Source organism: Pseudomonas sp. ASL8 (assembly GCF_056680355.1).
This window is the reverse complement of record NZ_CM155278.1, coordinates 441,837-467,781: the sequence shown is the minus strand read 5'-3', so window position 1 is coordinate 467,781 and position 25,945 is coordinate 441,837. Positions and strand designations below refer to the sequence as shown.

The following is a 25,945-nucleotide window of genomic DNA, read 5'->3' as shown; positions in this document are numbered from 1 at the left end:
TTTGGCGCAGAAGGGCTGGCTCGATGCGGTGTGCCCGAGGGCGCCCAGGTCTTAAATCAAATCATCGTCAATCGGATACCGGCTGGCGTTGAGGCTTTCCTTGATTTTGCGCAAATGCGGCTGGAAATCCACGCCCCGGCGCAGGGTCATGCCGGTGGCCAATACGTCGAGCACGGTGAGCTGGATGATCCGCGAGGTCATCGGCATATAGATGTCGGTGTCTTCGGGGAGCGGAATATTCAAGCTCAGGGTGCTGGCCTTGGCCAGTGGCGATCCCTCGGCGGTAAGCCCCAGAACCGAGGCGCCGTTTTCGCGGGCAATGCGGGCCACTTCCACCAGTTCGCGGGTGCGACCGGTATAGGAAATGATCACAAACAACTCGCCGGTATGTGCGACCGAAGCGATCATGCGTTGCATCAGCACGTCAACGTGCGCGGTCACCGCGAGGTTGAAACGGAAGAATTTGTGTTGCGCATCCATCGCCACCGGGGCCGAAGCGCCGAGGCCGAAAAAATGGATCTGCCGTGCCTGAATCAATAGATCCACGGCTTTGCTGATCAGGTTCGGATCGAGTTGCTGAAGGGCGCTGTCCAGCGAGGCAATGGCGCTGCCGAAGATTTTCCGGGTGTAGTCTTCGGGGTTGTCGTCGGCCTCCACGGCGCGGCTTACATACGCCGCACCACTGGCCAGGCTTTGCGCCAGCTGCAACTTGAGCTCGGGATAACCGCTGACCCCGAACGAGCGGCAGAAGCGGTTGACCGTGGGCTCGCTGACCTTGGCGGCCTGGGCGAGCGCGGCGATACTCAAGCGCGTCGCTTGCTGTGGGTTGAGCAGGATCACCTCGGCGACCTTGCGCTCAGCCTTGTTCAATTCGTCGAGACGGCCCTGGATATGCTCCAGGAGGTTGCGCATGCGGTCCATTTTATATCCTTGTCGAGCAGGCAACAGGCTGATTCGTACACACCCTGGCAGTGCCTGTCATCGAGAGTCTTACAGACGCTGGTAAAGGTGGCCTATCGTACTGATGGCCCTCGTCGATCACCATCGGAATCTGGTTTTAGACGAAATGTTGTGGTTATTACTACATTTGATCTTGAATACTGCCTTTAAAAAAGGTATTTGTAGCCTAACTTGATAAAAGAACAAACATTATGCCCCTGATAACGGTTGAATCGTGCACCTTTGCCTTGTTTGGCGCGTTAGGCGACCTGGCAGTGCGCAAGCTGTTTCCGGCTTTGTACCAGCTTGACCGCGCTGGGTTGTTGCATGCCGATACCCGTATTTTTGCTTTGGCGCGTGAGTCCGGCAGTGAACAGCAGCATCTGGCTTACATAGACAGCAGTCTGCGCCGATTCGTACCCGAGGCCGAGCTTGAAGATGAGCATGTGCAGCGTTTTCAGGCGCGCCTGAGTTACCTGCATGTGGACTTTCTCAAGGCCGAGGATTATGTCGCACTGGCTGATCGTGTGGGCGACGCCGAGCGCTTGATCGCCTATTTTGCTACCCCGGCTTCGGTGTATGGCGCGATCTGCGAGAACCTCGCGTCGGTCAACCTGACCGAGCGCACGCGTGCCGTACTGGAAAAACCCATCGGCCACGACCTGGCCTCTTCGCGCCGGGTCAACGATGCGGTCGCGCAGTTCTTTCCGGAAAACCGCGTCTATCGAATCGACCACTATCTGGGCAAGGAAACCGTACAGAACCTGATCGCCCTGCGGTTTGCCAACAGCCTGTTCGAGACCCAGTGGAATCAGAACCACATTTCCCACGTTGAAATCACGGTCGCCGAACAGGTCGGCATCGAAGGCCGTTGGGGTTACTTCGATCAGGCCGGGCAACTGCGCGACATGATCCAGAATCACTTGCTGCAACTGCTTTGCCTGATCGCCATGGACCCGCCGAGCGACCTGTCCGCCGACAGTATTCGCGACGAGAAGGTCAAGGTGCTTAAAGCCCTGGCGCCGTTCACCCCTGAACGCCTTGCGACGCAGGTGGTGCGTGGTCAGTACATTGCCGGTTACAGCGAAGGTAAACCGGTGCCGGGCTACCTGGAGGAAGAAAACTCCAATACCCAGAGCGATACCGAAACCTTCGTTGCGCTGCGTGCCGACATTCGCAACTGGCGCTGGTCGGGCGTGCCGTTCTACCTGCGTACCGGCAAGCGCATGCCGCAAAAGCTGTCGCAGATCGTGATCCATTTCAAAGAGCCGCCGCACTACATCTTCGCCCCCGAGCAGCGCTTGCAGATCAGCAACCGGTTGATCATTCGCCTACAGCCTGATGAAGGCATTTCCTTGCAGGTGATGACCAAGGATCAAGGCCTGGACAAAGGCATGCAGTTGCGCAGCGGCCCTTTGCAGTTGAATTTTTCAGACACCTATCAAAGCGCACGGATCCCCGATGCCTACGAACGGTTGTTGCTGGAAGTCATGCGTGGCAATCAGAACCTGTTTGTCCGTAAAGATGAAATTGAGTATGCATGGCAATGGTGCGACCAACTGATCGCGGGCTGGAAAAAGGCCGGCGATGCACCCAAGCCTTACGCGGCTGGGTCGTGGGGGCCGATGAGCTCCATTGCACTGATTACTCGTGACGGGAGGTCCTGGTATGGGGATATCTAAAGTTGAACTGCCTGCGGGCATAGTCGCTCACACGTTTGCCAATCCGGCGCTGTTGGCCAGTGAGCTGGCGACGGCGGTGGCTGAGCAATTGCGCAGCGCCATCAGCGCGCATGGCGTGGCAACCCTGGTGGTGTCCGGCGGGCGCAGTCCGGTGGCATTTTTCCAAAGCCTGGCGCAGCAGCCGCTGGACTGGTCCAAGGTGGTGGTGAGCCTGGCGGACGAACGCTGGGTGCCGGTCGAGCATGCCGACAGCAATGCAGGCCTGTTGAAGCGCTACTTGCTTCAGGGACCGGCGGCTAAAGCCCGTTTTATTGGGCTGTACCGCGCAACGCCAACCCTGGATGAGGCGGCACAAGAGGCCGATCAAGCCTTGGCTGAGTTGCCACCGATTGATGTATTGGTGCTGGGCATGGGGGATGACGGTCACACTGCGTCGCTGTTTCCCAAGAGCCCGAACCTCAGCGAAGCGTTGCGCCTCGATGGGCAGCGTCGTTGCTTGCCCATGCTGGCGCCGACGGTGCCACGCCAGCGCCTGACCCTCACGCTTCAGTTGCTGGCGTCTGCCCGTCTGCAGATCCTGTCCATTTCCGGGCAGGCCAAACTCGATACGTTACGCACGGCAGTGGCGGGTGATGATCTCGCCCAAATGCCCATCCGTGCCTTTCTGAATGCCTCCTTAGAGATTTACTGGTGCCCATGAGCAAAGGATCAGCCGCCATGAAAACAATCGAAAAAAACCTGCCGCTGAACAGCATGGCGAACAAGATTGTCCAAATCGACGAACTCTGCGCCAAGGCGAAGATTTTGCCGGTGATAACCATTGCCCGCGAACAAGACATTCTGCCCCTGGCCGATGCGCTGGCCGCCGGTGGATTGACCACGCTGGAAGTGACCCTGCGCTCGGCATTCGGCCTGACCGCGATTCGCATCCTGCGCGAACAACGCCCCGAGCTGTGCGTCGGTGCCGGCACCATCCTTGACCGGCAGATGCTGGCGGACGCTGAAGCGGCGGGCGCGCAATTCATCGTCACCCCCGGGTGCACGCCCGAGCTGCTCCAGGCTGGCGTCGACAGCCCGCTGCCGATGTTGCCGGGGATCAGTAGCGCCTCGGAGATCATGATGGGCTATGCCCTGGGTTACCGTCGTTTCAAATTGTTCCCGGCGGAAATCAGCGGCGGCGTAGCAGCAATCAAAGCCCTCGGCGGCCCGTTCGGCGAAGTGCGATTCTGCCCTACCGGTGGCGTTAATCCAGACAACCTGAAGAGCTACATGGCGCAGCCGAACGTGATGTGCGTGGGCGGCTCGTGGATGCTCGACAACGCCTGGATCAAGAATGGCGAGTGGGCACGGATTGAAGCGGCCAGTGTTGAAGCGCTGGCGCTGTTTGACTGACAGATAGGTTGTTGGTTGTTGTTGCTTGGCTTTTCACGGTGCGCCTTGGTCGGGTGCACCGTGTTTTTAGGTTACTGGCTCAGTTCACGCAGTGCCCGTACCAGTGTTTCGATCTCCGCGACCGATGTGGTAAAGCCCGGTGTGATACGGATGCACGGCCCGCACGCAGCGCCGACGGGTGCCACTGTGAACAGGTTGTACTCCTCCAGTAAACGTTCGACCATCCGCTGCTGATCCGCTTGGCGGGTGAAGCGAAATGCCGTAATCCCGCAATACAGACGGGGATCATCCGGCGTCAAAATCTCAATCCCCGAAAACTCTCTTGCAGGCTTGACCCACAGGTCGCGCAAGTATTTCAGGCGTGCGCCTTTTACGACGGCACCGCCCATCGCCACATGCTCATCGAATACCTGCGGCAGGGTCAGAAACGCCGGAATATTGGGCGTGCCACAGGGCGCGCGCGAGCGAATGTCATCGGTTGGAAATCGGTTGTCGTCCATGTCCGGGTCAATGTCCGCCAAGCGTCCTTTAGTGATGTAGATAAAGCCCAGGCTCAGGGGTGCACCGATCCACTTTTGCAGATTGAACCCGGCAAAAACCACGCCCAGTTCATCCAGTTTGAAATCGAGATGCCCAAGGGCATGCACGCCATCAAGGATCACGTCAATGCCGTGGGCCTTGGCCAGCGCGGCAATCGCTTGCACCGGCATCACCAGGCCGGTGCGGTGGGTAACCTGGGTCAGCGCCATTAATTTCAAGCGGGGATAACGCTCGAAGGCCGTACGGTAGCTGTCGAGCAGGCTTTCGTAACTGGCGGGGTGTGGGTGCTGTATTTCGATCACCTCCACGCCACGGTTTTTCGCTAGCCAGCGCATGGCGTTCTGCACACTGTGGTAATCCAGATCACTGACCAACACCTGATCGCCGGGTTGCAGGGCCGAGTAGTTGCGAATCAATGATTGCAGGGATTCGGATGCGCAGCGGGTGATTGCGATCTCGTCTGCGGGCACCTGGAGCATTGCCGCTAATTGGTCGCGAATGCGCACGCTGTCGACCTGATCGAACTGATACCGCACGTACACTGAGTTGCAGCGGTTGACGTAGGCGATCTGGCGTTGATAGTCCTCGACCACCGTCCGGGTCATGCGGCCAAAATAACCATTTTCCAGGTTGATCGGGCCAGGCTCAACCTCATAGCGTGAGGCGACGCGCTGCCAGAAGGCTTCATCGCGGGCGCAGTCCAGAGCGGTGGCGGCATGTTGATCAGTCGGCATTATGAGCTCGCTTGGCGTTTGAACTGTCAGGGGCGGAACGGGCGTTGGCGTTTGCGCAGTGGGTCAAGCAGTTCGGACAAACCGTTATGGTCGATCTCGTGCATCAACGCCAACAGGCTGCCTAACTCACCCGAGGGGAAACCTTCCCGAGCGAACCAGTTCAGGTACTGCCCCGGTAAATCGGCAATGAGCCGGCCCTTGTATTTGCCATACGGCATTTCGCGGGTGACCAGCAGTTCAAGCTTTTCGGGATTCATGTCCAGGCCATTCAATGGGGGGCACGTCGGATGTGCAGGCAGCCTTCAAGATACGTGCATTCTGCATGCAGGCCAAACGACAGTTCTTGCAGAAAGAACGATTGATCTGTCTCTTGTGTAAATCAACTTGTTGAAATGTAAAGGTATTTAAAGAAAATAGAATGTGGCATGAAGACTGCTTTTTCAACTGTCATCCACTAACCGATAAGGAGTTGGAAAAAATGACAGACATTAATAAAGAAGCCATTTCACTGCTCAATGATCTGATTGAAACCAGTAAGGATGGCGAAAAAGGCTTTCATACCAGCGCCGAAGACATCAAAAATCCGACGGTAAAGAGCTTTTTTATCAGCCGGTCACAAGAGTGCGCCACAGCCGTTCGGGAGCTCCAGGCTGAGGTTCGTGTTCTGGGCGGGGATCCTGAAACGTCTTCAAGCATCGTGGGTTCGCTGCACCGCGCCTGGGTCGATCTGAAGTCGGTGGTGACCGGTAAAAGCGATGAGGCGATTCTGAGTGAGGTAGAGCGTGGTGAAGACACTGCGCTCAAGGCTTACAGAAAAGCGCTTGAAAAAGCCCGTGAAAAGAATCTGCCAACGAACGTTATCGCATTGGTTCAGAAGCAGCTTGACGGTGCACAGCGTAACCACGATCAGGTCAAAGCCATGCGTGATACCGCTCACATACAAAAAAGCTGATTGAACGCTTTGCAGAAAACGCCAGCTCGTCTGGCGTTTTTTATGCGTGGCGCAATCTGCAACTCAAGTGACAAGAGGGTCGCGATGGGAGGTCCATGATCCACACTCCACACGATTGCGACCTTTGCGTTTGGCTTGATACAGCGCCTGATCGGCAATGCGGGTCAAGGTGCTCAGTGTGTCGCCGGGGCGCATCACATGAGAGACGACGCCGATGCTGACGGTGATGGCGTGTTCGTCATTGGCAAAGCGCGGCAGGGCCTCGATCGCAGCCCTGATGGCTTCGGCAATGACCTGCGCGCCTTCGAGCGGTGTGTCGGCCAGTACCACGGAAAACTCTTCGCCGCCATAACGCGCCGCAAGGTCTCCAGGGCGGCGAATACGGCCAAGAATAGTCGCCGCCACCGTACGCAGGGCCTCGTCGCCACCATGATGACCGTGGCGGTCGTTGAACGTCTTGAAGTTGTCGACATCAATCATCAGCAGCGACAGGGGCTGCCCTGAACGTAACCCTCGCGCCCATTCGGTTTTCAGTACCTGATCGAGCCGGCGACGATTGGCCAGGCCGGTCAAACCGTCGGTCGCAGCCAAGTGGGCCAAGCCATGTTCGGCACGCTGGCGCAAACGCAGTTCGCGGCGCAGCAGAAACGTCAGCCATAAAATGCCGAAACACAAGATACTGGTAGCGCTGCCCACCAATAAGGTCGTGCGCTTCCAGGCGGCATACACCTCTTCCACTGATTGACCAACGACCACGATCAGCGGCAAATCGCCGACTCGCGAAAAGGTGTACAGACGCTCTTTGTTGTCCAGCGAGGACACACTGGTAAAGTGACCACTGCCTTCTTTGAGAGAGCGCTTGAAGTTGGCTTTCTGACTGAAATCCTCCCCGGTCAGGTTCTTGCCATCCAGCACCGGTTGTCGCGCCAGCATGATGCCGTGGGTATTGAGCAGGTTCACGTTGCTGTCCTTGCCGATATTCAGGCCTTTGAACAGCTCATTGAAATACAGCAGCCGCATCGCCCCCGAGGCGATGCCAAGAAATTCGCCTTCGGGTGAAGACACGCGGCGACTGAAGCTGATGCACCAGTCCGGGTCGCCTAGGCGCATCTTGAACGGATCGCTGACCAGCAGACCCAGCGATGGGTTATCCCGGTGCGCCCGGAAGTGAGTGCGGTCAGCAAAGTTGCCGGTTCTGGGGACAAGCGAAGTAGAGTCGGCAAGAATGTCGCCATTCTTGTCCAATAACAGCAAATCACCTTTGTAGGGCGCAGCCGTGGAACGGTCGAACAGCATCAGATGACGCATCTGTGGCGGGATGGCCATGATCCCCGGAAGCTGCCAGGCGGCAATCATGCCTTGAATGGATGTGTCGTACAGCTCGGCGTTGCGCTGCACGTCGGCATCGATCAACTGCACGATATTGGACGCCGCGCGGGCGGCAATTTCTGTCGCGCTGTCGCGTTCGCGAAACAGCAGCGATGTGACGATCACAAGAATAGCGAGCACCGCAAAGGTGCTGCCGAAAATCAGGATGATTTCGGGTCTGGACCACTTTCCTGGTGTTGCGTGCAATGTAAAGGTTGGGTTCATGACCGGAATTCTATGGAAATAAAACGCTGGAAATAATTTAACGTACTGATTTAAAAGACAATAATTAGTTTAAGTAAGGATTTTTCGACACCTGAGTAGAACGTATTTAACACCTTGCATCTTAGGGTTGGTATCAACGTTTACTCTAATAATTGTTACAAGTCTGACATGTCTTGATGGTACGTACGATCAGTCTTTGAGCTGAACGCTCATCCTGTTCAGAGGGCGGGACGGGATTCAGGTGGGCTGGCGAGCCCGGGGAAGGGAATCGGTGGGCCCGAAGATGTCCGACGTAGAGCGATCACAGCGCAAAATTGTACGCAAAAAAAAAGCCACTGATAGCAGTGGCTTTTAAAGAACGGTCGATCAAATGGGGCATTTGATCGACTGTCGAGGGAAACTTTTTTACAGTCGATCAGCCCTTTTGGGCGTTATCGGAAGTACCGCGATCTACCGACTTTTCCAGAGATTGCTCGTTGTTCGGTGTCTTTGCGGTCATTTCTGCTCGGGTTTGGGCTTGTTCAACAGACGCCTGACGTGCGGCTTTCTGTGAAACAAAGGACTGCGACTCTTCTGCAGACGCCTGACCGGACAACAGGAACGAAGACAATACGAAAACGCTGGCAATACCCATACTGGTGGACATTTTTGAGACCTTCTTGCTAGGCAAGTGCTAATTAAGTGCGACAAAAATATAGGTCAGACGAAGTTCGAAAAAGAGGCATGTACTCAAAGGACTTTTGTCATTCTGGTAACAAAGTGCGGCACGAATTTTAACGTGTCAGCGGGGATGGCAAGTTTGCGGGAGCCGGCGCGCCTGTAATGAGGGGGGCAATGCTTCAGCGCGGAAGGTTGATGCCGAAGGTGTTGACGCCTTGCTGGCTGTGCACGAAAACGGTCCCTCCGTGCATCAGGGCGATGGCTTTGACGATGGCCAGACCCAACCCGTGGTTGGCGCCGCTGTTGCTGCGTGAGGCGTCGACGCGATAGAAGCGTTCAAAAAGCATGGGCAGGTGTTCGCTGGCTATTTCTGCGCCGGGGTTGGCCACGCCAATGCTGACATGGTCGTCCTGGGCCTGGATGTCGACCCGGATCACTTGCCCTGGTTCGGTGTGTTGCACGGCGTTGTGCAGCAGGTTGATCAGCGCCCGCCGCAGGTGGGCTTTTTCGATACGCACACTGGCGTCACCCTGGACCTCGACCCGCACGTGGGCGTCTTCGAGGATGAAGTCCAGATAATCAAGGGCGGTGGCGACTTCTTTGGCCAGTGAGGTGGACGTCAATTCGGTGGCCTTGCTGCCTTGGTCGGCGCTGGCCAGAAACAGCATGTCGTTGATGATCGACCTCAATCGCTCAAGCTCTTCCAGGTTGGATTGCAACACTTCGAAGTAATGCTCGGCGGAGCGTCCACGGGTCAGCGCCACTTGAGTTTGACCGATCAGGTTGGTCAGCGGCGAGCGCAGTTCATGGGCGACATCGGCGTTGAAGGATTCGAGCCTTGAGTAGGCTTGCTCGACTCGCTCCAGCGTCGAATTGAATGAGCTGACGAACTGGTCCAGTTCAGGCGGTAGGGACGACAATTGCAGGCGGCCAGACAGGCGTGGGGGCGCCAGTTTCCGGGCTTCCAGCGATAGGCTGACCAAGGGTTTCAAACCAATGCGCGCGACCCAGTAACCCAGCACTGACGCGAGCACGATGCCGGCGGCCGCCAGGCCGATCAAGGCGATCAGGAGCGAGTGCTGGGTCTGCCAGAAAGTTTCGGTATCGATTGCAATCAAAAACCGTAGTGGCGGGCGTTGATCCTGTGCCGGGAACTGGCTGACCAGTACTTTGAACGGGAACTCATGGCCGGCCAGTGCCATGTCGCGCATGCCCGGCGGGCCCTTGGCGAACTGGCGGATTGCGGCATCCGGGTTTCCGAATTCATAGGCCGGGTTGTCGCTGACGACCCAGAAGCGTATGCGTTTGTCTTCTTCGCTGAGCAGTTTGAGTTTGGCGCTGATCTTCGCCCAATGCTCGGGTGTGCCAAATCGGGTAACGGCGGATTCGAGCACGCTGTAACGCGCTTCCACCTCGGCGGCGGGCAACTGGCCCAGGCCTTTTTCGACTTGCAGGTAAAGGGCCCAGCCGATCAGCAGAAACACCAGCATCGCGACCAGCGCAAACAGGCTGCTCAGGCGCAGGGCGATGGAATTAGTTGCCAATGCGGTTCTCCAGCACATAGCCCATGCCGCGAATGGTGTGCAGCAGTTTCTGCTCGAACGGCCCATCCAGTTTGGCGCGCAGGCGTTTGATCGCGACTTCGACGACGTTCGCATCGCTGTCGAAATTGATATCCCAGACCATCTCGGCAATTGAGGTTTTCGAGAGGATCTGACCTTGGCGGCGAGCCAGCACGCTGAGCAGGGAAAACTCCTTGGCGGTCAGGTCCAGGCGCATCCCGGCGCGTGTGGCCTTGCGGCTGATCAGGTCGATCCAGAGGTCGGCGATGCTGATCTGCACCGGCTCATGGCCGCTACTGCGTCGGGTCAACGCTTGCAGGCGTGCGACCAGTTCGAGAAAAGAGAAGGGTTTGCCCAGGTAATCGTCCGCGCCTTCGCGTAAGCCGCGAATGCGGTCGTCGACGTTTTCGCGAGCGGTGAGCATGATCACCGGTGTCTGCTTTCGCGCGCGCAGGGCACGTAACACCCCGAAGCCGTCCAGGCCCGGCAGCATGACGTCGAGGATGATCACCGCGTAGTCACTTTCCAGCCCCAGGTGCAGGCCCTCGATGCCATCGCGCGCCAGATCCACGGTGTAGCCCTGTTCGGTCAAGCCCCGGTGCAGGTAGTCGGCGGTTTTCTCTTCATCTTCGATAATCAGCACACGCATGGGGCGACACTCACTTGTCTATGGCCAGAGCCGTTGCGGGGTCAGGCGCAGGGTGTGGCGGGCGCCGATGGAACAGCCGCTCTAGCTGCAGGTAGATCACCGGCGTGGTGAACAGAGTCAACGCTTGGCTGACGACTAACCCTCCGACCACCGCAATCCCCAAAGGTTGGCGTAACTCCGCGCCGACGCCGTAACCGAGCATCAGCGGCAAGGCGCCGAGCAGGGCCGCGAGCGTGGTCATGATGATCGGTCGGAAGCGCGTCAGGCAGGCTTCATAAATAGCGTCTTGTGGGCTGAGCCCTCGATTGCGCTGGGCATCCAGGGCGAAATCGACCAACAGGATACCGTTTTTCTTGACGATACCGATCAGCAGCACGATGCCGATAAGCGCCATGATCGAGAAGTCCTGGCCCAGCAGCCAGAGCAGCAACAGTGCGCCGATCCCTGCGGAGGGCAGGGTCGAGATGATGGTCAGGGGGTGGACGAAGCTTTCATACAGCACACCAAGGATGATGTACACCGCCACCAGAGCTGCCAGGACCAGCCACGGCTGGTTGGCCAATGAGCTCTGGAACGCCTGCGCCGCCCCCTGGAACGAGCCGATGATTGCTGCAGGCATGGCGATGTCGCTCTTGGCCTTGTCGAGCATCAGCACCGCATCGCCCAGCGCCACGCCGGGGGCGAGGTTGAAGGACAGATTGGCGGCCGGGAACATGCCGTCATGGCTGATGGACAGGGGACCAACGCTCGGTGGGTCGACCTTGGCCAGAGCCGACAGCGGGACCATTTCGCCACTGAGCGGTGAGCGCAGATAGAAATAATTCAGGCTCTCGGCCTTGCCGCGTTGCTCGGTATCGAGTTCGAGGATGACCTTGTACTGGTTGATGTCGGTCTGGTATTCGCTGATCTGCCGTTGGCCGAACGCATCGTACAGCGCCTGGTCGACGTCACTGGTGGTCAGGCCAAAGCGGGCTGCGGCGCTGCGGTCGATGCTGATGTGGGTGATGCTGCCACCCAGTTGCAGGTCGTTGGACAGGTCACGGAAGGCCGGGTTTTCCCGGAGCTTCTCGGTCAGGCGCTGGGTCCAGGTATTGAGGAGCTGACCGTCATTGCTCTTGAGCACGTACTGGTATTGGCTTCGACTCGGGCCGGAGCTGAGGTTGATGTCTTGCCCGGCGCGCAGGTACAGGACGATGCCTGGCACTGTTGCCAGTTTCGGCCGTATGCGGTCGATGAACTCGCTGACCGATACGTCGCGATCGCTGCGGTCTTTGAGGGCAATCCAGAAACGTCCGTTGGCGATGGTCTGGTTGCTGCCGGTCACCCCCACCGAATGAGAAAATGCCTGGACCGCCGGGTCTTCTCCGACGATTTTGGCCATCGCCAAGTGTTTCTCGACCATGTCAGGGTAGGAAATATCGGCGGCGGCTTCGCTGGTGCCGAGCACGAAAGCGGTGTCCTGGACCGGGAAAAAGCCTTTGGGGATGACGATATAACCGGCGACTGCCAGCACCAGCGTCATGCCGAAAATCCCCATCATCACGCGCTGGTGAGCCAGTGCCTTGCGCAGACCTCGTTCGTACAGCGCCAATAAGCGCTCGCCGAAGCCCGGCTTGGCATCTGGATCATGCTTGGGGGCGCGCATGAACAAGGCGGCGAGGGTGGGCGCCAGGGTCAGCGAGACCACTACCGAAATCAGAATGGTCGCGGTGGCGGTGAGGGCGAACTCCTTGAACAGCCGCCCGACCACGCCGCCCATGAACAGCAGCGGGATGAACGCGGCCACCAGCGAGAAACTGATCGACACCACGGTGAAGCCGATTTCCCCGGCGCCCTTGATCGCGGCTTCGCGCATGCCATCGCCTGCTTCGAGGTGGCGGTGAATGTTCTCGACCACCACAATCGCATCATCGACCACGAACCCCACGGCCACGACAATCGCCACCAGTGTCAGGTTGTTCAGGCTGAAGCCGAACAGGTACATCATCGCGAAACTGGCCACCAACGACACGCCCAGTACGCTGCTGACGATCAGGGTTGCCGATAGCTGGCGCAGGAACAGGGCCATGACCGCGACCACCAGCAGCACGGCGATCAGCAGGGTCATTTCCACTTCATGCAACGACGCACGAATGGTTTTGGTCCGGTCGTTGAGCACTGACACTTCCACCGACGCCGGGAGCATTTCCTGCAGGCGCGGTAACTCGCGCTGAATGCGATCCACGGTCTCGACGATGTTCGCCCCCGGCTGACGGAAGACCACCAGGTTGACCCCCTGTTGATCGCCGGACCAGGCTTTGACGTAAGCGTTCTCCGCACCGTTGATCACCGTTGCGACATCTTTGAGGTGAACCGGTGCGCCGTCTTTGTAGGACACAATCAGTTGCGCGTAATCCTCGGGTTGGAACAGCTGATCGTTGGCAGAGAGCGTCGAGACACTGTCCTTGCCATACAGCGCGCCTTTGGCCAGGTTCAAGCTGGTGTGTTGCAGCGCCACGCGCACGTCGGCCAGGGTCAGGCCCAAGGCCGCGAGTTTCTCCGGCGCGGCCTGAACCCGGATTGCGGGGCGTTGTTGCCCGGTAATGTTGACCAGGCCGACACCGTCGATCTGGCTGAGCTGGCGCGCGAGCAAGGACTCGGTGATGTCACTGAGTTCGGTGCCGGGCATCAGGTTTGAGCTGACGCTGAGGATCAACACCGGGCTGTCGGCCGGGTTGACCTTGCGCCAGGTCGGCAAGTTGGGCATGTCTGCGGGCAGCCTGCCCGCAGCGGTGTTGATGGCCGCCTGGACTTCCTGGGCGGCGGTGTCGATGCTTTTGCCGAGGGTGAATTGCAGCGTCAGATTGGTCGAACCCAATGCGCTGCTTGAGGTCATTTGTGTCATGCCGGGAATAGCGCTGAACTGCACCTCCAGCGGGGTCGCGACCGAGGAGGCCATGGTTTCCGGGCTGGCGCCTGGCAGAGAGGCGGCGACCTGGATAGTCGGGAACTCAGCCTCTGGCAACGGCGCGACAGGCAGGCGCGGGAAGGCGATCAGGCCCAGCAACACCGCTGCAAACGTCAGCAGCAAGGTGGCGACCGGATGATCAATGCACCACGCCGATACCGACCCTCGGCCTTTCATCGTGCGGTCTCCATCGCGGTGTCCGGTCCGACAATGGACGGTGCGGCGAGTACCTCCACGCGGGCGCCGGGTTTAAGCCGGGACTGGCCGTCGCTGACCAGTACATCACCGGCGTTGGGACCTTTGATCAGGGTCAATTCACTGTCTTGATACACCACTTGCACCGGCACCACTTCGACCTTGTTGCCGTTCACGCGGTAGGCGAAGTGCTGATCAACGCCACGCTGGACCACTTGTGGCGGTACCTTCAACGCATCCCGGTCAATGGCCGTCTGGATTTTGATGGTCACCAACTGGCCGGGCCAGAGTTTCTCTGTGGGGTTGCTGAATTCGGCTTTGGCGCGAATGGTGCCGGTGTTGGCAGTCACCTGATTATCGATCAGGGTCAATTTACCTACGCCCAGCAATGTGCCGTTATCGGTATTGCCGATGTAGGCCTGGACGGCCGCTGGCGTGCTGCCGTGGACCAGCGCCTGCAAGGTTGGGAGCATCTGTTGTGGCAAAGAAAACTCGACAGCAATCGGGTCGATCTGGGTCACGGAGAACAGGCCTTGAGCGTCACTGACGCGCAGGAAGTTGCCTTCATCGACGTTGCGAATACCGACGCGGCCAGTCACTGGTGAGCGTATCTGCGTGTAGGACAACTGCACTTGTGCGGCCTCGATAGACGCCTGATTGCCCAACACGGTGGCCTGAAGCTGATGGACCAGCGCTTGTTGCTGGTCGAACGTCTGCTTGGAAATACCGTTGTCCGTTGTCAGCAAGCGATAGCGTTTCAGATCGATTTGGGCGACGTCCAGTTGCGCCTGGCTTTGGCCCGACTGAGCCTGAGCCTGAGCCAGCGTCGCACGAATCGAACGGTCATCGATGGTCGCCAGCAGGTCGCCGGCTTTGACTTGCTGACCTTCCTTGACCAGCAGTTTGGTCAGGATGCCATCGACTTGGGGGCGAACGATGACACTGTGCAGCGAGAGCACGGAACCGATGCCGGTGACGTAGCGCGGTACATCCTCCTTGAGCACGCTGATGACCCGGACCGGAATCGCCGTCGGCGCCGATACTTTTGCCGGGGCAGGACGGGTCAGGCTCCAGCTGGTGAGCGCGATGAGTACAACGATGGCGCTGGCGGCGATTGCGGTTCGGATCTGTTTACGCATGCAGGGAAGGCGCCGGGCAAGTCAAAGGGAAGGACAGGGATGAGAGGAGGCGCCTGGTGCAGGCTTTCGTCATCGTCAGTGTCAGCCCCTTCTTTATAGCCTGCCAACCCGGTCAGCAAAATGACGGCTAACTGACAAAATGGACAGCTAGCGCCGTAGGCAGGCTTCGCCTCTCTGTTCTGCGCGTCTGCGCGCGCGGACGGTCTATTAAAGAAAAGATGAGCGTTGACGATAATAAATAATAGGCATCAGGTGCCTGTTTGATATGATCGGCTGAAAGGTTGGTGAAAGAAACCCGAGGAAAGTTCTTACTTATAGTTTTGAATACCCGGGTGAGTTCTTTTTTTCAGCGTTGTTTATTGATGTGAAACGCCGCACGGAGTCCTGCAATGAACGGTAGCTCGGTCAGGTGTATGTTGTTTTCGGTCGTGGTGTTTACCTTCAGCGCCGGGGCATCAGCCAACGGTGGCGTTATCCACTTCAGCGGGCAGGTGGTCAATACTGGATGTGCGGTCCAGCCACTGTCTGAAAGCCCCTATTTTAAGGCGCTGCAGCCGATTCGGGTCACATCGGAAATCACCCTTGCCGTGGACACTTATCGGAATGCCTGCAGTGGTGATGTCATTCCATTCAATACTGCATTCACGGCGCTTTCCTCTTCAGGTGCGGTGGAGGGTACAGGGTTGTCTCTGGACAAAGAGTCCAGGGTCGGGGTGGTTACGTTGACCTACCAGTAGTGTGTGGGCGGCGAGAGGAACCCCGGAAAAAAATGCAGTTTTTGTTCTTCTGATTGAAGGGGGCGTGACAGTTTTAGATCAATGCAAACACTGTATTGAAATTACGTGAATCGTAACTTTGCTCACACTTTGCATTTGCTCTTTTCGCGGAAAGCCCCTGTTTCCGGGCGCCTATCGATAATCAGGAATATTCCCACAGAAAGTGCCTGCTTTTCCTGTTGCCAAATCCATACTCGTAATGTGGTTATCCTGACATCGGATGATGCGCCGTGCCGTTATAGTTCTGTTCGTCCAATGATGGGCATACAGAACGAACGCAAGGAATGTCGTTAGCATGAAAAAAATCTCTCTCACACTGGCTGTACTGGGTGCTTTGGGTTTGGGCGCAGCAGGCTCGGCCAACGCTGCAAATAACGGGAAGCTGGTGTTCAACGGCACGCTGACCAACATCTCTTGTAACGTCGGGCCGGGCGCTGGGGTCGGTGCCGGTCCTAATGGCGATATCAATATTGATCTGGGTAACGTTTCGTTCTCGGATATTGGTTCATCGACCGCAAGCAAGCTGGAAACCGCTACACCTGTCCAGCTGCTGGTCAATTGCAGCGCAGGCGTCGAGCAATACGACACGGTGAAAATGCGCTTCATCGCACGCTCTGGCAGCGGTCTGGATAACAATGACTCCATGCTGTTGCGTACCACGGGTGCGGCAGACGGTGTCGGCATCGGCTTGCTCAACGCTGAATCTCAGCTTATGGACTTGAGTGGTACCGAGACGATCGATAAGCCGCTGATCAAGGATGGTGCGAGCGGCGCGACGGCAGAGCTGAATTTTGGAGCGGTCTACGTGCTTAACGGCACCCCGACCAACCCAGGCAACGCTGATGGGTTCATGCCTTTCGTACTTGATTACGAGTAAAGCCACTGGCGGGGTGAGCCGTACTCACCCCGTCGCACCTCGACTCAAGGTGAATGCCATCATGTTTTACACCGCAATTCGTTACGCCTGCTTCTCGCTGGCGATGACACTGAGCGCCAGTGCCCAGGCGGGCATCGTACTCAACACCACCCGCGTTATTTACCCGGCCGAGGACAAGGAAGTCAGTTTCGGCGTGCATAACAGCGGTGGCGGAGAAATCCTCCTGCAGTCCTGGCTTGAATCTGACGCACAGGGCACTGTCGATTTGCCATTTGTGATTATCCCGGCGCTGGCCCGCATGCCGGCTGACAGTAAACAGTTGCTGCGCATCATGTATGCGGGCGTGGACATGCCGCAGGACCGCGAGTCGGTGTTCTGGCTCAATGTGCAGGAGATTCCTCAGGCCGCCGCAGAGAACGCCTTGCAGATCGCTATTCGTCAGCGCATCAAGGTGTTCTTTCGACCTCAAGGGTTAAGGGCCGAACCGGCACAGGCCGCGGAGAAACTCCAATGGCGTGTGTTGGAGGGCGACAGGTTGCAGGTGAGCAATCCGGGGCCTTATTACGTGTCCATGGTCAGGATTGACGTCCTGGAGGGTACGACTCACGTGCTGAAAAAGGACAGCCTGATGTTGGCACAGAAACAGTCTCTGGACCTGCCGCTTACCAAGCCGGCCAGCGGTCATCCCTTGAACGTTGGCTTCACCAGCATCAATGACTTCGGTGGGCTAGTGCCCTATAGGGCCACGCAGATCGCCCGCGAGGCGGTCAATGCGATCAAGGTCGCCAAGACCGACACCGGCGTCCACTAGCGACCGCTCCAGAACTTTTTATTCACCGGGTAACCCGAGTGGCGACACCTGCCCGGGCTCGGCAGTTTTGCGCCTGCGCGAAAGGATTCTCCGGCGCGGCAGTACTCCAAGGATTGAGTGATAACAGCACATGGAACGGCTCAACCGAAGTACCCAGGGATTGTTCTCAGGCCATTCCCTGCACGCGAATAAACGCGTCACGAGGTTTTACGCGTGCGCATCGTTCAGCCTCAGTGCGCTTGCCATGAGTGTGGGCATGGCGTTTTCGACGTCAGCCGTGGCATCGCCCGATCAATCCAGCGACCCTGGAAAGGGCCCCTCGATGAAATTCAACACGGCGTTTATCCAGGGCACCGACGAGCCCGCCGACCTCAAGGAGTTTCTGCGGGGCAACAGCGTTTTGCCTGGCGTCTACCGGGTGGATGTGTACGTCAATCGGGTCCTGAGTGGACGCAATGATGTCAGGTTCACCCAAAACCCGGCCTCAGGCTTGATCGAACCCTGCCTGACGCTGGAGATGCTCCAGGCCTTTGGATTGGACATGGAGCGCTTGCACAACGACGCAAGCCTGGCGGTTGATCTGCAACCGGGTGCCTGTTTTGACCTGGCGGCGCAGGTCGAATTTGCCCGTGTCGACTACCAGCCCAATAGCCTGCGCCTGAGTGTCAGCGTGCCGCAGACCGCCATGGCTCGTAGCGCTCGGGGTTACGTGTCACCTGAACTCTGGACTGAAGGCGAGACCGCCGCCTTCATCAATTACAGTTTCAATGGCGCCCGTCGGCACAATCAGCAAGCGCGCACGGATCAGTATTACCTGGGCCTGCGAAATGGCCTGAACCTCGGCGCCTGGCGCCTGCGCAACGAGTCGTCGCTGACCTACGGCGGTAATCAGCCTTATCGCTTCAGCAGTAACCGCACGTTCGCCCAGCGCGACCTGACGCGGCTCAAGGGGCAGCTGACACTCGGTGAGATCTACTCGAATTCGCTGATCTTCGACAGTGTGCGGTTCAGCGGTGCGGAAATCGCCTCCGACGACGGCATGCTGCCTGACAGCGAGCGGGTCTACGCTCCGACGATTCGTGGTATTGCCGAGACCAATGCCACGGTTGAAGTTCGCCAGAACGGCTTTTTGCTGTACAGCAGCAACGTTTCTCCGGGCCCGTTCGAGATTACCGATATCTACCCCAGCGGTTCCAATGGCGATCTATCGGTCACGGTAGTGGAGGCGGATGGGCGCACGCGCACCTTTACGCAGGCGTTTACCTCGTTGCCGATCATGGTGCCCCACGGTGCGTTGCGCTACAGCCTCGCCGCCGGTCGATACGACAGCAATGCCGATCAACAGGCCTCGCCGACATTCACCAGTGGCACCCTGGTTTATGGCCTGTCCGAACGGTTGACCGGGTTCGGTGGGCTGCAATGGGCCGAGGATTATCAAGCGGCGAATGTCGGGGCCGGCGTGAATACCGGCCTGGGGGCTTTTTCGGCCGACCTGACGCAGTCGATCAGCCAGGCGCGTGCGAGCAATACTAGCCAGGGCCAAAGCGTGCGGTTGCGCTACGCCAACACCCTCGACGTGACGAACACCACCTTTGCCGTCGCCGGTTATCGCTATTCCACTGAGCAATACCGCACGCTGCAGGAGCACGTAGAGGAGCTCGATGGGCGCATCGTTCGAACGGTCACCGGCCGGGCAAAGGATCGGGTAGAGCTTAATGTCACGCAGTCGCTGCCAGGGCAATCCGGTTCGTTGAGCCTGACCGCCAGTGATCAGCGTTACTGGAACCTGCCGGGCAAAACCCGTCAGCTGTACTTGTCCTATAACGGCGCGTGGAAGACCGTCAGTTACAACCTGTCGATCGAGCAAAACCAGCAATTGGACGGTGACGGGCAGGCCAACACCGATCATCGGCTTTCCCTGAGCCTGACAGTGCCGTTGGGTTCAAGCTCAAGCGCGTCCCGGGCATCGTTCAATCTGGTGCGCGACAGCCAAGGTGATTACAACGCCCAGGCCGGTCTCAACGGTCAGGTGCTGGACAATCGAAATGCCTTCTATTCGCTACAGACCGGGCACGACAGCAGCTCCGGCACTTTCGGCTCCGGCAAACTTAACACCACCACGCCCTACGGTCGTTTTGAGGCCGGGTACAGTCAGGGGCGCGATTACGATGCCTTTAGCCTGGGTGCGTCAGGGTCGCTGGTTGCTCACCGTGGCGGGGTGAACTTCGGGCAGCCTTTGGGTGAAACCTTCGCGCTGGTCGAGGTGCCAAACGTCAGCGGTGCAAAACTGACCAACTACAGCAACGTCGAGACTTCGGCCAACGGTTATGCGGTGTTGCCTTACGCTCAGCCTTACCGAACCAATTGGATCAGTCTCGACACCCGGCAGTTGGGCGCGGACGTCGAGGTGGATAACGCCATCGTCCAGGTGGTGCCGCGTCGTGGCGCCGTGAGTGTTGTGCACTTTGCAGCGTCGATCGGGCGCCGCGTGCAATTCGAGCTGGTGCGCGCGGATGGCAGCAAGGTGCCGTTGGGCGCCAGCGTAGAGGACGAGCACGGCAAGTCTTTGGCGGTGGTCGACCCCACCAGTCGCGCATTGGTGTTGACCGGGCAAGATCAAGGCGTGCTGCGGGTGAAGTGGTCCGATCAAAGTTGCCGGGTGCCCTATAGCCTACCTCCGAAGGACCCGCTACGTGCCTATGAACGACTGAAGGTCACCTGCCAATGAGTCTGTTGAAACGACTCGGTCACAGGCTGATCGGCCCTATGTTGCTATTGATAGGGCTCGCCAGTACCGGCGCGCAGGCTGCGGTGTCCCTTGCCGGAACGCGGTTGATTTTCGACGGGGCTTTTCGCGAAGTCAGCATCGACGTGATTAACCGCAGTCCCCGCGAGGTGTTGCTCCAGGCGTGGTTGAGCAGCGCTACGGCTGAGGGCGATGGCGTGCCTGATGATCTGCCGTTTGCCCTGACGCCTCACCTGTCACAGCTGCCTGCTAACGGCAAACAGGCGCTGCGCATCCTGTATGAAGGTGTCGGCATGCCGCAGGGGCGGGAGTCGCTGTTGCACCTGTACGTGATGGAAATCCCCCGACGCGCAGAAGGCGAGAACCCGCTGAGCATTGCCATCCGCCAGCGGATCAACGTGTTCTATCGCCCGTCAGGTTTGCCCGGTGATCCGGCCAACAGCGCCCAGGAGTTGCTCTGGAACCTGACCCGCGATGCGACCGGCGCGACATTGTTGCGGGTCAGTAACCGGTCTGCTTACCACGCCTCTCTCCAGAACCTGCGACTCGATGGCATCGACGGTAAACGCGACGTTAGCGACTACCTGCTGCTGCCACCGGGCACCACCCGAACCCTGTCCCTGGGCACAGACGAGCCAGCCACCAGTCGCTGGCAACACCTGTCCTTCAACGCCCTGACTGACTACGGCGGTCAGCGTAATTACCGCGCTGAGGTCGACTGGCATTTGCCGTTCAAGGCCCGGTTGCTGCCGGACACTGCCCACCTGGAAGCCCCTGAATCATGATCGATATTCGCTGGATTCGCCTGTTATTACTGACGCTGTCGCTAAGCCCTGCCACCTGTTTTGCCCTGGTCTGCACGGCGCAGAACACCGGGGCCGTGGTGATTAATGGCGACCTGGGCAGCACCGTTGCCATCCCTGCCGCATCGCCCGAGGGGACCATCGTCTGGCGCTCGGATCGGTTCAATGCTCAGGTCGAATGCTTCAAGGACGGTCTGCAAGAGCAGCAGGAGGACGTGTTCATTTATTTGAACCCGGACAACGTGCCGATTGGCCAAGGTATTCGCGCGGGTTTGACCGTCGACGGTATCGACTATCTGCAGAACAGCGGCCGGATAGGCACCGGCCAGAGTCTGCCTGTTTGTCATGAAAGTGACGCGAATATGGCTGCGTGCCCGCGCATCACCTTCAATCTGGCGTTCTCGGTGTTCGTGCAAAAGTTCGGTCCGACCCCACCGTCAGGGGTGGCCAGTCATCTGCTGGACTATCGGATGTTCCAACTCGACAGCGCAGCAGGTTTGAGCCCATTGCCCGGCTACACCCTGAGCTACGTCATCAATAACCTGACCGGCCTGCGTTTCATTGCCTGCGATGCCGAGTTACAGGTCACCCCGGAGACGGTGGAGTTTGGCTCGATAGGGATTCAAGAGGTCGCGGTGGGGCGGGTCATTGATCGACGTCCGTTTTCACTGGTGACCAGCCGCACCTGTGACACACCCTTCAGCCTCGATGCGCGATTCAAGCCAGTGTCAGGTGTGCTGTCTGGCGATTTTCTGATTCCCACGGCCAACGACGGCGTCGGCATCCGCATTATCAATGGCCGCGATGGCGCAACGTTGCCTTACAACCAGCCCTTCCATCTGGCGGATCTGCTCGGGACGAGTCAGTCGGCGAAGGCCGATTTCGAGGCCGAACTGGTCTGGCAAAGCCAAACACCCAAAGCGGGCGCCTTCGAGGCTGAAGTCATCATTGATCTGTTTTACAAATAGCAGGCGATGGGAGGTGAGAGGTGATGGCGGCAGGTCGTCTGCGATTCAGGTATGCTGCCGGGCCTTGGGCGACTGCCCATTTTCGCCAGACGACTGACTCGATACTTTTGGAGCTTCCATGACTACCCCCGAACACACGCCAGCTCCTGAAGCCGTCGCCACCGAAGAGGTGACAGTCGTCGAGCCGGGTGCTGAAACCACCGATAAAAAAGCCGCTATTCCTGCATTCAGCTTTCCATTCAAGCCGGGCGAGCTCTTGCAAGCCAAGACTCAAGACTCCCTGTATTACAAGAAGTCGGGCAAAGCCAGCCATAACAAAGTCCCCGGTGTCGCGCCTCACGGCACCCGCAAGACCATGGGCAAGCGCTGATTTTCAGCGCTGTTCAGCCACGCCAGACGCTATGCAAAAGAAATGAAGGCGTAGTCCAACGGATCGGTGCTCACCACCTGAGCGCCGGCCCGCTGCAGCGTATTGGCAATCTCCCCGCCAGATACGTGAAAAACCCAACCCGACTCGACGGACAGCGCAGGTAACGTGCCGCCCCACTGCCAGGCGATTATTTTTTCGGCAACGTGGTCGCTGCATCCCACTCGGTCACGGTGGCTTTTCGGGTTTGACGTTGATACAGGCACAGCTCGGTGCCGGGCTTGTTCTTCATGTGCGCCTGCGGGTAGCGGCCTTTGAGCAGGAGTGCGCTGTACCCGACGCTGTCATCGAACAGGGCTGCGGTGCCGGCCGGTTTTACCTCTTTTAGCTGACTGGCTTTCACGCAACTGTCGATGACGGCCTTGTCCAAGTCGCTCCAGGCCTGGCTGCTGGATGCATTGGCGTGGGTCGCAGCAACCGCAAGGGCCATGCACAGCGCCGTGGATGCTTTCATATCTGGCTCCTTTCGAGTGGTGTTTCCGAAAGGCGGATTATGGCAGACGAGATCGCAGGGCGGTCTCAGTCGACAGTAAAGCGCTGGACGTAACGCATACCGGATGTTTCATACAGGCGCCGAGCGTCGTGGTTGCTGTCCATCACCTTGAGGTCGACGCACGCTTCACCCCGCACGCGGAAAGCCTCGAAGGCATGGTTCAACAGGGCGCGCGCGAAGCCTTGGCGGCGGGCGCGTGGGTCCACCACCACATCCTTGATGAAGGCACTGGTCCAGCACTGTACGACGCCGACCAGACCGTGTTCATCGGCAGCGATAAAGCACAGCGACGGGTCGAACTCAGGGTCGGTGGCGAACGCTTTGTGCCAGTGCTCATAGTCCGGCACGCTGCCTGCGCCTTGTTGGTAACCGAGTACCAATAGCGCGTGTACCTGTGGCGCGAGTTCAGGGCTGAACTTGAGGAGGCGGAGGGCGACAGGCCACGCTGTGGGGGCGAGGGTCTGACGCAGATCGCGGCGCATCAGCCAGCACCAGGCTGTCGAATCCTCTGGCTGGGGGCTCTGTATTAAATGCCCTGGGCCTCGACCGTACGGGCTGCCTGAATCAAGCATTTGGTCAACTCGGGTGAAGAGAATTTAGTCAGCACGGCATTCGCTCCCGCAGACTTGGCTTTTTCGCTGTTCATCTTGCTGTCCAGGGAGGTGTGCAGCAGGACGTACAGGTCCTTGAAGTCAGGCGTTTCGCGCAGGGTCCGGGTAAAGGCATAGCCGTCCATTTCCGACATTTCAATGTCAGACACCACGACGTTGATCTGCTCCTCCGTGCCTTGCAGTTCGAGCAGGCGGTCGATGGCTTCTTTGGCGCTGCGGGCGGTGTGGCAATGGATGCCAAGGTTGCGCAGGGTGATCAGCGATTGCTGCAAGGCGACCTGGCTGTCGTCGACCACGAGGATTTTGGCCTTGGCCAGTACCTGGGCGTCTTCTTCGCTCAGGTGCGCAGGCTCGTCAGAGTTGATCCTCGCCGGGGCGATGCCGTGGATGACTTTTTCGATATCCAGCACCTGCACCAGCACGCCGTCGACCTGAGTCACACCCGTGATGAATGACCTGTTGCCAGAGGCGAAGGGTGGCGGCCGGATGTCCGTGGTCAGGCAATGCACGATCTTGCTCACTGCCTGCACATGCAGGCCCTGTTTGGAGCGGCTGACATCTGTGACGATCAGGCAGCCACCCGAGGGGTCGAGCAGCGGTTGTTCACCAATGGCCCGACTCAGGTCGATCACCGACAACGACGCGCCGCGCAGGACGGCGACACCTTTGACGTGTGGATGGGATTCTGGCAAGCGTGTCAGGGCAGGGCAGGGGATGATCTCGCTGACCTTGAGCAAGTTGATGGCCATCAGCTTGCCGCTGCGCAACGTAAACAGCAGGAGTGAGAGTGAGTCTGCGCGGGCATTATTTGAGGACATATCAACCTTCTGAAGATTAAAGGCGTCGCTACAAGAGTGGCAAACAGCTTTCGATGCCGGGTTATCGACTTGCAAAGGTTTCGCTTTAGGGCATTTGTGCCTCGGGACAGCAAACAGTCAAGTCGGTCGATGACGCTGTCGGCAAACTCAGCCCAAGGCCGTGTTGTGTTTCAGTAGTCATAAGGACGCAAAGGAGTCTTATTGACTATGAGACGCGGCGGGTCATTTTGACTGATTGTTTTCAACTTATTGATTCTTAACATAAAAATAATTGGCACGAATCCTGAAGTATAAGCCGTAATTAGCTAGAAGCCTTGCGGCTCAGGAGTCCAATCGTGTTGAACGCTCAAGATCGTGCCATCGTCAAATCCACCGTGCCCCTGCTCGAAAGCGGTGGAGAAGCGCTGACCACTTATTTTTACAAAATGATGCTCGAGGAATACCCGGAGGTACGCCCGCTGTTTAACCAGGCCCATCAGGCCAGCGGTGACCAGCCCCGCGCCTTGGCCAACGGTGTACTGATGTACGCACGGCACATCGACGAACTGGAGCAGTTGGGCGATCTGGTGGCGAAAATTATCAACAAGCACGTCGCCTTGCAAATCCTGCCTGAGCATTACCCTATCGTCGGTTCCTGCCTGATCCGCGCCATCGCTGAAGTGCTGGGCCGCGACATCGCCACTGATGAAGTGCTGCAAGCCTGGACCCATGCGTATCAGCAACTGGCCGATATTCTGATCGGTGCCGAGGGCGCGATTTACAACGAAAAAGCCGAAGCCGTTGGCGGCTGGCGCGGTGCGCGTGAATTCAAGCTGGTAAACCGGGTGGATGAAAGTGCCGAGATCACTTCTTTCTATCTGCAACCTGCGGATGACGGGCCGATCCTCGGGTTTACCGCGGGTCAATACATTGGCTTGCAGTTGTTCATCGGTGGCGAAGAGATGCGCCGCAACTATTCGCTGTCGGCAGTGGCCGGTGGCAACCAATACCGCATCAGCGTCAAGCGCGAACCCAATGGCGTGGTGTCCAACTACCTGCATGACCAACTGCAGATTGGCGATAGCCTCCAGTTGTTCACACCGTCGGGCGAGTTCACCCTGACTGAGAGCCAAAAGCCGCTGGTGTTGATCAGCGGCGGTGTTGGCATCACGCCGACATTGGCCATGCTTGAGACCGCGCTGGAAACCTCGCGTCCCGTGCACTTTATCCATTGCGCGCGCAATGGCGCGGTGCATGCGTTCCGCGATTGGGTCGATGGTCTGGCCGGTAGTCACCCGCAGCTCAAGCACTTCTATTGCTACGCCGAAGACGATGGCGTGAGCCCTGCTGCGGATGCGGTTGGCCTGCTTGATCAGCAGCAGTTGGAACAGTGGTTGCCCGAAGATCGGGACCTGGATGCCTACTTCCTGGGTCCGAAAGGGTTTATGGCAGTGGTCAAACGCCAGCTGAAAGCAGCCGGCGTACCAGAGAAACAAAGCCGCTACGAGTTCTTTGGCCCGGCTTCCGTGCTCGAATAAACCCGGCGCGATAAAAAATGCCGCCAGCCTCTGTCAGGGGCTGGCGGCATTTTTTTGTCCGCGCTTCGCAGGGTTGAGGCTGCGTGTCAGGTCCATCGCCATCGGGCCCCTGAA

Annotated in this window: 24 protein-coding genes; 12 read left to right on the top strand and 12 right to left on the bottom strand. The window is 58.4% G+C overall.

Annotated elements, in window-relative coordinates:
• Positions 1 to 51 precede the first annotated feature (51 nt).
• Positions 52 to 912, bottom strand: a complete 861-nt coding sequence (locus tag AC1MEA_RS02185) for a MurR/RpiR family transcriptional regulator (RefSeq protein WP_219061299.1) — start codon at positions 910 to 912, stop codon at positions 52 to 54.
• A 239-nt stretch (positions 913 to 1,151) separates the two neighbouring features.
• On the opposite strand from AC1MEA_RS02185, the gene zwf reads away from it, so the two are divergent.
• From zwf to AC1MEA_RS02170, 3 genes are read left to right on the top strand one after another with little or no spacing between them, the layout of a single operon-like run.
• Positions 1,152 to 2,621: a glucose-6-phosphate dehydrogenase gene (zwf, locus tag AC1MEA_RS02180; protein ID WP_219060966.1), complete on the top strand. Its 1,470-nt coding sequence runs from the start codon at positions 1,152 to 1,154 to the stop codon at positions 2,619 to 2,621.
• On the top strand, positions 2,608 to 3,321 hold the full coding sequence (pgl, locus tag AC1MEA_RS02175; protein WP_480916520.1) for a 6-phosphogluconolactonase: 714 nt from the start codon (positions 2,608 to 2,610) through the stop codon (positions 3,319 to 3,321). The genes zwf and pgl overlap by 14 nt, the downstream gene beginning before the upstream one ends.
• 17 nt (positions 3,322 to 3,338) lie before the next feature.
• Entirely contained in the window at positions 3,339 to 4,013 is a 675-nt protein-coding gene (locus AC1MEA_RS02170) for a bifunctional 4-hydroxy-2-oxoglutarate aldolase/2-dehydro-3-deoxy-phosphogluconate aldolase (RefSeq protein WP_449633032.1), read from the top strand.
• Positions 4,014 to 4,084: 71 nt separating this feature from the next.
• Here the strand turns inward: AC1MEA_RS02170 and AC1MEA_RS02165 are convergent, their stop codons facing one another.
• A complete protein-coding gene (locus AC1MEA_RS02165) occupies positions 4,085 to 5,287 on the bottom strand; it encodes an aminotransferase class V-fold PLP-dependent enzyme (protein ID WP_480916519.1) in 1,203 nt (400 codons plus the stop codon).
• 26 nt (positions 5,288 to 5,313) lie between these two features.
• A complete protein-coding gene (locus tag AC1MEA_RS02160; RefSeq protein WP_219060970.1) occupies positions 5,314 to 5,544 on the bottom strand; it encodes a DUF3820 family protein in 231 nt (76 codons plus the stop codon).
• Positions 5,545 to 5,765: 221 nt separating this feature from the next.
• Here AC1MEA_RS02160 and AC1MEA_RS02155 point away from each other — a divergent pair, with 221 nt between their 5' ends.
• Positions 5,766 to 6,239, top strand: a complete 474-nt coding sequence (locus tag AC1MEA_RS02155) for a ferritin-like domain-containing protein (protein WP_480918090.1) — start codon at positions 5,766 to 5,768, stop codon at positions 6,237 to 6,239.
• Between the two features lie 63 nt (positions 6,240 to 6,302).
• Here the strand turns inward: AC1MEA_RS02155 and AC1MEA_RS02150 are convergent, their stop codons facing one another.
• The 6 genes from AC1MEA_RS02150 to AC1MEA_RS02125 all read right to left on the bottom strand — a co-directional run bounded on the left by AC1MEA_RS02150 (position 6,303) and on the right by AC1MEA_RS02125 (position 14,984).
• Entirely contained in the window at positions 6,303 to 7,832 is a 1,530-nt protein-coding gene (locus tag AC1MEA_RS02150) for a sensor domain-containing diguanylate cyclase (protein WP_480916517.1), read from the bottom strand.
• 415 nt (positions 7,833 to 8,247) lie between these two features.
• Positions 8,248 to 8,478, bottom strand: a complete 231-nt coding sequence (locus AC1MEA_RS02145; RefSeq protein ID WP_219060972.1) for a hypothetical protein — start codon at positions 8,476 to 8,478, stop codon at positions 8,248 to 8,250.
• A gap of 193 nt (positions 8,479 to 8,671) precedes the next feature.
• Positions 8,672 to 10,036 carry a heavy metal sensor histidine kinase gene (locus AC1MEA_RS02140; RefSeq protein ID WP_480916516.1) on the bottom strand — a complete coding sequence of 455 codons (1,365 nt, stop codon included), beginning with the start codon at positions 10,034 to 10,036 and terminating at the stop codon, positions 8,672 to 8,674.
• Positions 10,026 to 10,703 carry a heavy metal response regulator transcription factor gene (locus tag AC1MEA_RS02135; protein ID WP_480916515.1) on the bottom strand — a complete coding sequence of 226 codons (678 nt, stop codon included), beginning with the start codon at positions 10,701 to 10,703 and terminating at the stop codon, positions 10,026 to 10,028. The genes AC1MEA_RS02140 and AC1MEA_RS02135 overlap by 11 nt, the downstream gene beginning before the upstream one ends.
• 10 nt (positions 10,704 to 10,713) lie before the next feature.
• Complete coding sequence (locus AC1MEA_RS02130; protein WP_480916514.1) at positions 10,714 to 13,827, bottom strand: multidrug efflux RND transporter permease subunit; 3,114 nt, start codon at positions 13,825 to 13,827, stop codon at positions 10,714 to 10,716.
• Positions 13,824 to 14,984, bottom strand: a complete 1,161-nt coding sequence (locus AC1MEA_RS02125) for an efflux RND transporter periplasmic adaptor subunit (protein ID WP_480916513.1) — start codon at positions 14,982 to 14,984, stop codon at positions 13,824 to 13,826. Before AC1MEA_RS02125 ends, AC1MEA_RS02130 begins: the two co-directional genes overlap by 4 nt.
• Positions 14,985 to 15,373: 389 nt before the next feature.
• Between AC1MEA_RS02125 and AC1MEA_RS02120 the strand changes: the two genes are divergently transcribed.
• The 7 genes from AC1MEA_RS02120 to AC1MEA_RS02090 all read left to right on the top strand — a co-directional run bounded on the left by AC1MEA_RS02120 (position 15,374) and on the right by AC1MEA_RS02090 (position 22,335).
• Positions 15,374 to 15,721, top strand: coding sequence for a hypothetical protein (locus AC1MEA_RS02120; protein ID WP_219060977.1), 348 nt, complete (start codon positions 15,374 to 15,376; stop codon positions 15,719 to 15,721).
• 334 nt (positions 15,722 to 16,055) lie between these two features.
• Entirely contained in the window at positions 16,056 to 16,637 is a 582-nt protein-coding gene (locus AC1MEA_RS02115) for a fimbrial protein (RefSeq protein WP_449633026.1), read from the top strand.
• Between the two features lie 61 nt (positions 16,638 to 16,698).
• Positions 16,699 to 17,448 (top strand): fimbrial biogenesis chaperone, encoded by a 750-nt coding sequence (locus tag AC1MEA_RS02110; protein WP_480916512.1) that lies wholly within the window; start codon positions 16,699 to 16,701, stop codon positions 17,446 to 17,448.
• A 322-nt stretch (positions 17,449 to 17,770) separates the two neighbouring features.
• Complete coding sequence (locus AC1MEA_RS02105; RefSeq protein ID WP_480916511.1) at positions 17,771 to 20,176, top strand: fimbria/pilus outer membrane usher protein; 2,406 nt, start codon at positions 17,771 to 17,773, stop codon at positions 20,174 to 20,176.
• Complete coding sequence (locus AC1MEA_RS02100) at positions 20,173 to 20,979, top strand: fimbrial biogenesis chaperone (protein WP_480916510.1); 807 nt, start codon at positions 20,173 to 20,175, stop codon at positions 20,977 to 20,979. Before AC1MEA_RS02105 ends, AC1MEA_RS02100 begins: the two co-directional genes overlap by 4 nt.
• Positions 20,976 to 21,965 (top strand): fimbrial protein, encoded by a 990-nt coding sequence (locus AC1MEA_RS02095; RefSeq protein ID WP_480916508.1) that lies wholly within the window; start codon positions 20,976 to 20,978, stop codon positions 21,963 to 21,965. Before AC1MEA_RS02100 ends, AC1MEA_RS02095 begins: the two co-directional genes overlap by 4 nt.
• Positions 21,966 to 22,083: 118 nt before the next feature.
• On the top strand, positions 22,084 to 22,335 hold the full coding sequence (locus tag AC1MEA_RS02090; protein WP_219060983.1) for a hypothetical protein: 252 nt from the start codon (positions 22,084 to 22,086) through the stop codon (positions 22,333 to 22,335).
• Between the two features lie 187 nt (positions 22,336 to 22,522).
• Here the strand turns inward: AC1MEA_RS02090 and AC1MEA_RS02085 are convergent, their stop codons facing one another.
• The 3 genes from AC1MEA_RS02085 to AC1MEA_RS02075 form a co-directional block, all read right to left on the bottom strand.
• The gene (locus tag AC1MEA_RS02085) at positions 22,523 to 22,846 is read right to left on the bottom strand and encodes a hypothetical protein (RefSeq protein ID WP_449633021.1); all 324 of its coding nucleotides are present in this window, start codon (positions 22,844 to 22,846) and stop codon (positions 22,523 to 22,525) included.
• A gap of 65 nt (positions 22,847 to 22,911) precedes the next feature.
• Positions 22,912 to 23,367 (bottom strand): GNAT family N-acetyltransferase, encoded by a 456-nt coding sequence (locus tag AC1MEA_RS02080; protein ID WP_480916506.1) that lies wholly within the window; start codon positions 23,365 to 23,367, stop codon positions 22,912 to 22,914.
• Between the two features lie 44 nt (positions 23,368 to 23,411).
• Positions 23,412 to 24,314: a chemotaxis protein CheW gene (locus AC1MEA_RS02075; RefSeq protein WP_449633019.1), complete on the bottom strand. Its 903-nt coding sequence runs from the start codon at positions 24,312 to 24,314 to the stop codon at positions 23,412 to 23,414.
• A gap of 335 nt (positions 24,315 to 24,649) precedes the next feature.
• Here AC1MEA_RS02075 and hmpA point away from each other — a divergent pair, with 335 nt between their 5' ends.
• Complete coding sequence (gene hmpA / locus AC1MEA_RS02070; RefSeq protein ID WP_449633018.1) at positions 24,650 to 25,831, top strand: NO-inducible flavohemoprotein; 1,182 nt, start codon at positions 24,650 to 24,652, stop codon at positions 25,829 to 25,831.
• Positions 25,832 to 25,945 lie beyond the last annotated feature (114 nt).

Bases quoted from the DNA above. Each gene is read 5' to 3' on its own strand.
- AC1MEA_RS02185 (WP_219061299.1), bottom strand. From the start codon at position 912: ATGCGCAACCTCCTGGAGCATATCCAGGGCCGTCTCGACGAATTGAAC.
- zwf (WP_219060966.1), top strand. From the start codon at position 1,152: ATGCCCCTGATAACGGTTGAATCGTGCACCTTTGCCTTGTTTGGCGCG.
- pgl (WP_480916520.1), top strand. From the start codon at position 2,608: ATGGGGATATCTAAAGTTGAACTGCCTGCGGGCATAGTCGCTCACACG.
- AC1MEA_RS02170 (WP_449633032.1), top strand. From the start codon at position 3,339: ATGAAAACAATCGAAAAAAACCTGCCGCTGAACAGCATGGCGAACAAG.
- AC1MEA_RS02165 (WP_480916519.1), bottom strand. From the start codon at position 5,287: ATGCCGACTGATCAACATGCCGCCACCGCTCTGGACTGCGCCCGCGAT.
- AC1MEA_RS02160 (WP_219060970.1), bottom strand. From the start codon at position 5,544: ATGAATCCCGAAAAGCTTGAACTGCTGGTCACCCGCGAAATGCCGTAT.
- AC1MEA_RS02155 (WP_480918090.1), top strand. From the start codon at position 5,766: ATGACAGACATTAATAAAGAAGCCATTTCACTGCTCAATGATCTGATT.
- AC1MEA_RS02150 (WP_480916517.1), bottom strand. From the start codon at position 7,832: ATGAACCCAACCTTTACATTGCACGCAACACCAGGAAAGTGGTCCAGA.
- AC1MEA_RS02145 (WP_219060972.1), bottom strand. From the start codon at position 8,478: ATGTCCACCAGTATGGGTATTGCCAGCGTTTTCGTATTGTCTTCGTTC.
- AC1MEA_RS02135 (WP_480916515.1), bottom strand. From the start codon at position 10,703: ATGCGTGTGCTGATTATCGAAGATGAAGAGAAAACCGCCGACTACCTG.
- AC1MEA_RS02130 (WP_480916514.1), bottom strand. From the start codon at position 13,827: ATGAAAGGCCGAGGGTCGGTATCGGCGTGGTGCATTGATCATCCGGTC.
- AC1MEA_RS02125 (WP_480916513.1), bottom strand. From the start codon at position 14,984: ATGCGTAAACAGATCCGAACCGCAATCGCCGCCAGCGCCATCGTTGTA.
- AC1MEA_RS02120 (WP_219060977.1), top strand. From the start codon at position 15,374: ATGAACGGTAGCTCGGTCAGGTGTATGTTGTTTTCGGTCGTGGTGTTT.
- AC1MEA_RS02115 (WP_449633026.1), top strand. From the start codon at position 16,056: ATGAAAAAAATCTCTCTCACACTGGCTGTACTGGGTGCTTTGGGTTTG.
- AC1MEA_RS02110 (WP_480916512.1), top strand. From the start codon at position 16,699: ATGTTTTACACCGCAATTCGTTACGCCTGCTTCTCGCTGGCGATGACA.
- AC1MEA_RS02105 (WP_480916511.1), top strand. From the start codon at position 17,771: ATGAAATTCAACACGGCGTTTATCCAGGGCACCGACGAGCCCGCCGAC.
- AC1MEA_RS02100 (WP_480916510.1), top strand. From the start codon at position 20,173: ATGAGTCTGTTGAAACGACTCGGTCACAGGCTGATCGGCCCTATGTTG.
- AC1MEA_RS02095 (WP_480916508.1), top strand. From the start codon at position 20,976: ATGATCGATATTCGCTGGATTCGCCTGTTATTACTGACGCTGTCGCTA.
- AC1MEA_RS02090 (WP_219060983.1), top strand. From the start codon at position 22,084: ATGACTACCCCCGAACACACGCCAGCTCCTGAAGCCGTCGCCACCGAA.
- AC1MEA_RS02085 (WP_449633021.1), bottom strand. From the start codon at position 22,846: ATGAAAGCATCCACGGCGCTGTGCATGGCCCTTGCGGTTGCTGCGACC.
- AC1MEA_RS02080 (WP_480916506.1), bottom strand. From the start codon at position 23,367: ATGCGCCGCGATCTGCGTCAGACCCTCGCCCCCACAGCGTGGCCTGTC.
- AC1MEA_RS02075 (WP_449633019.1), bottom strand. From the start codon at position 24,314: ATGTCCTCAAATAATGCCCGCGCAGACTCACTCTCACTCCTGCTGTTT.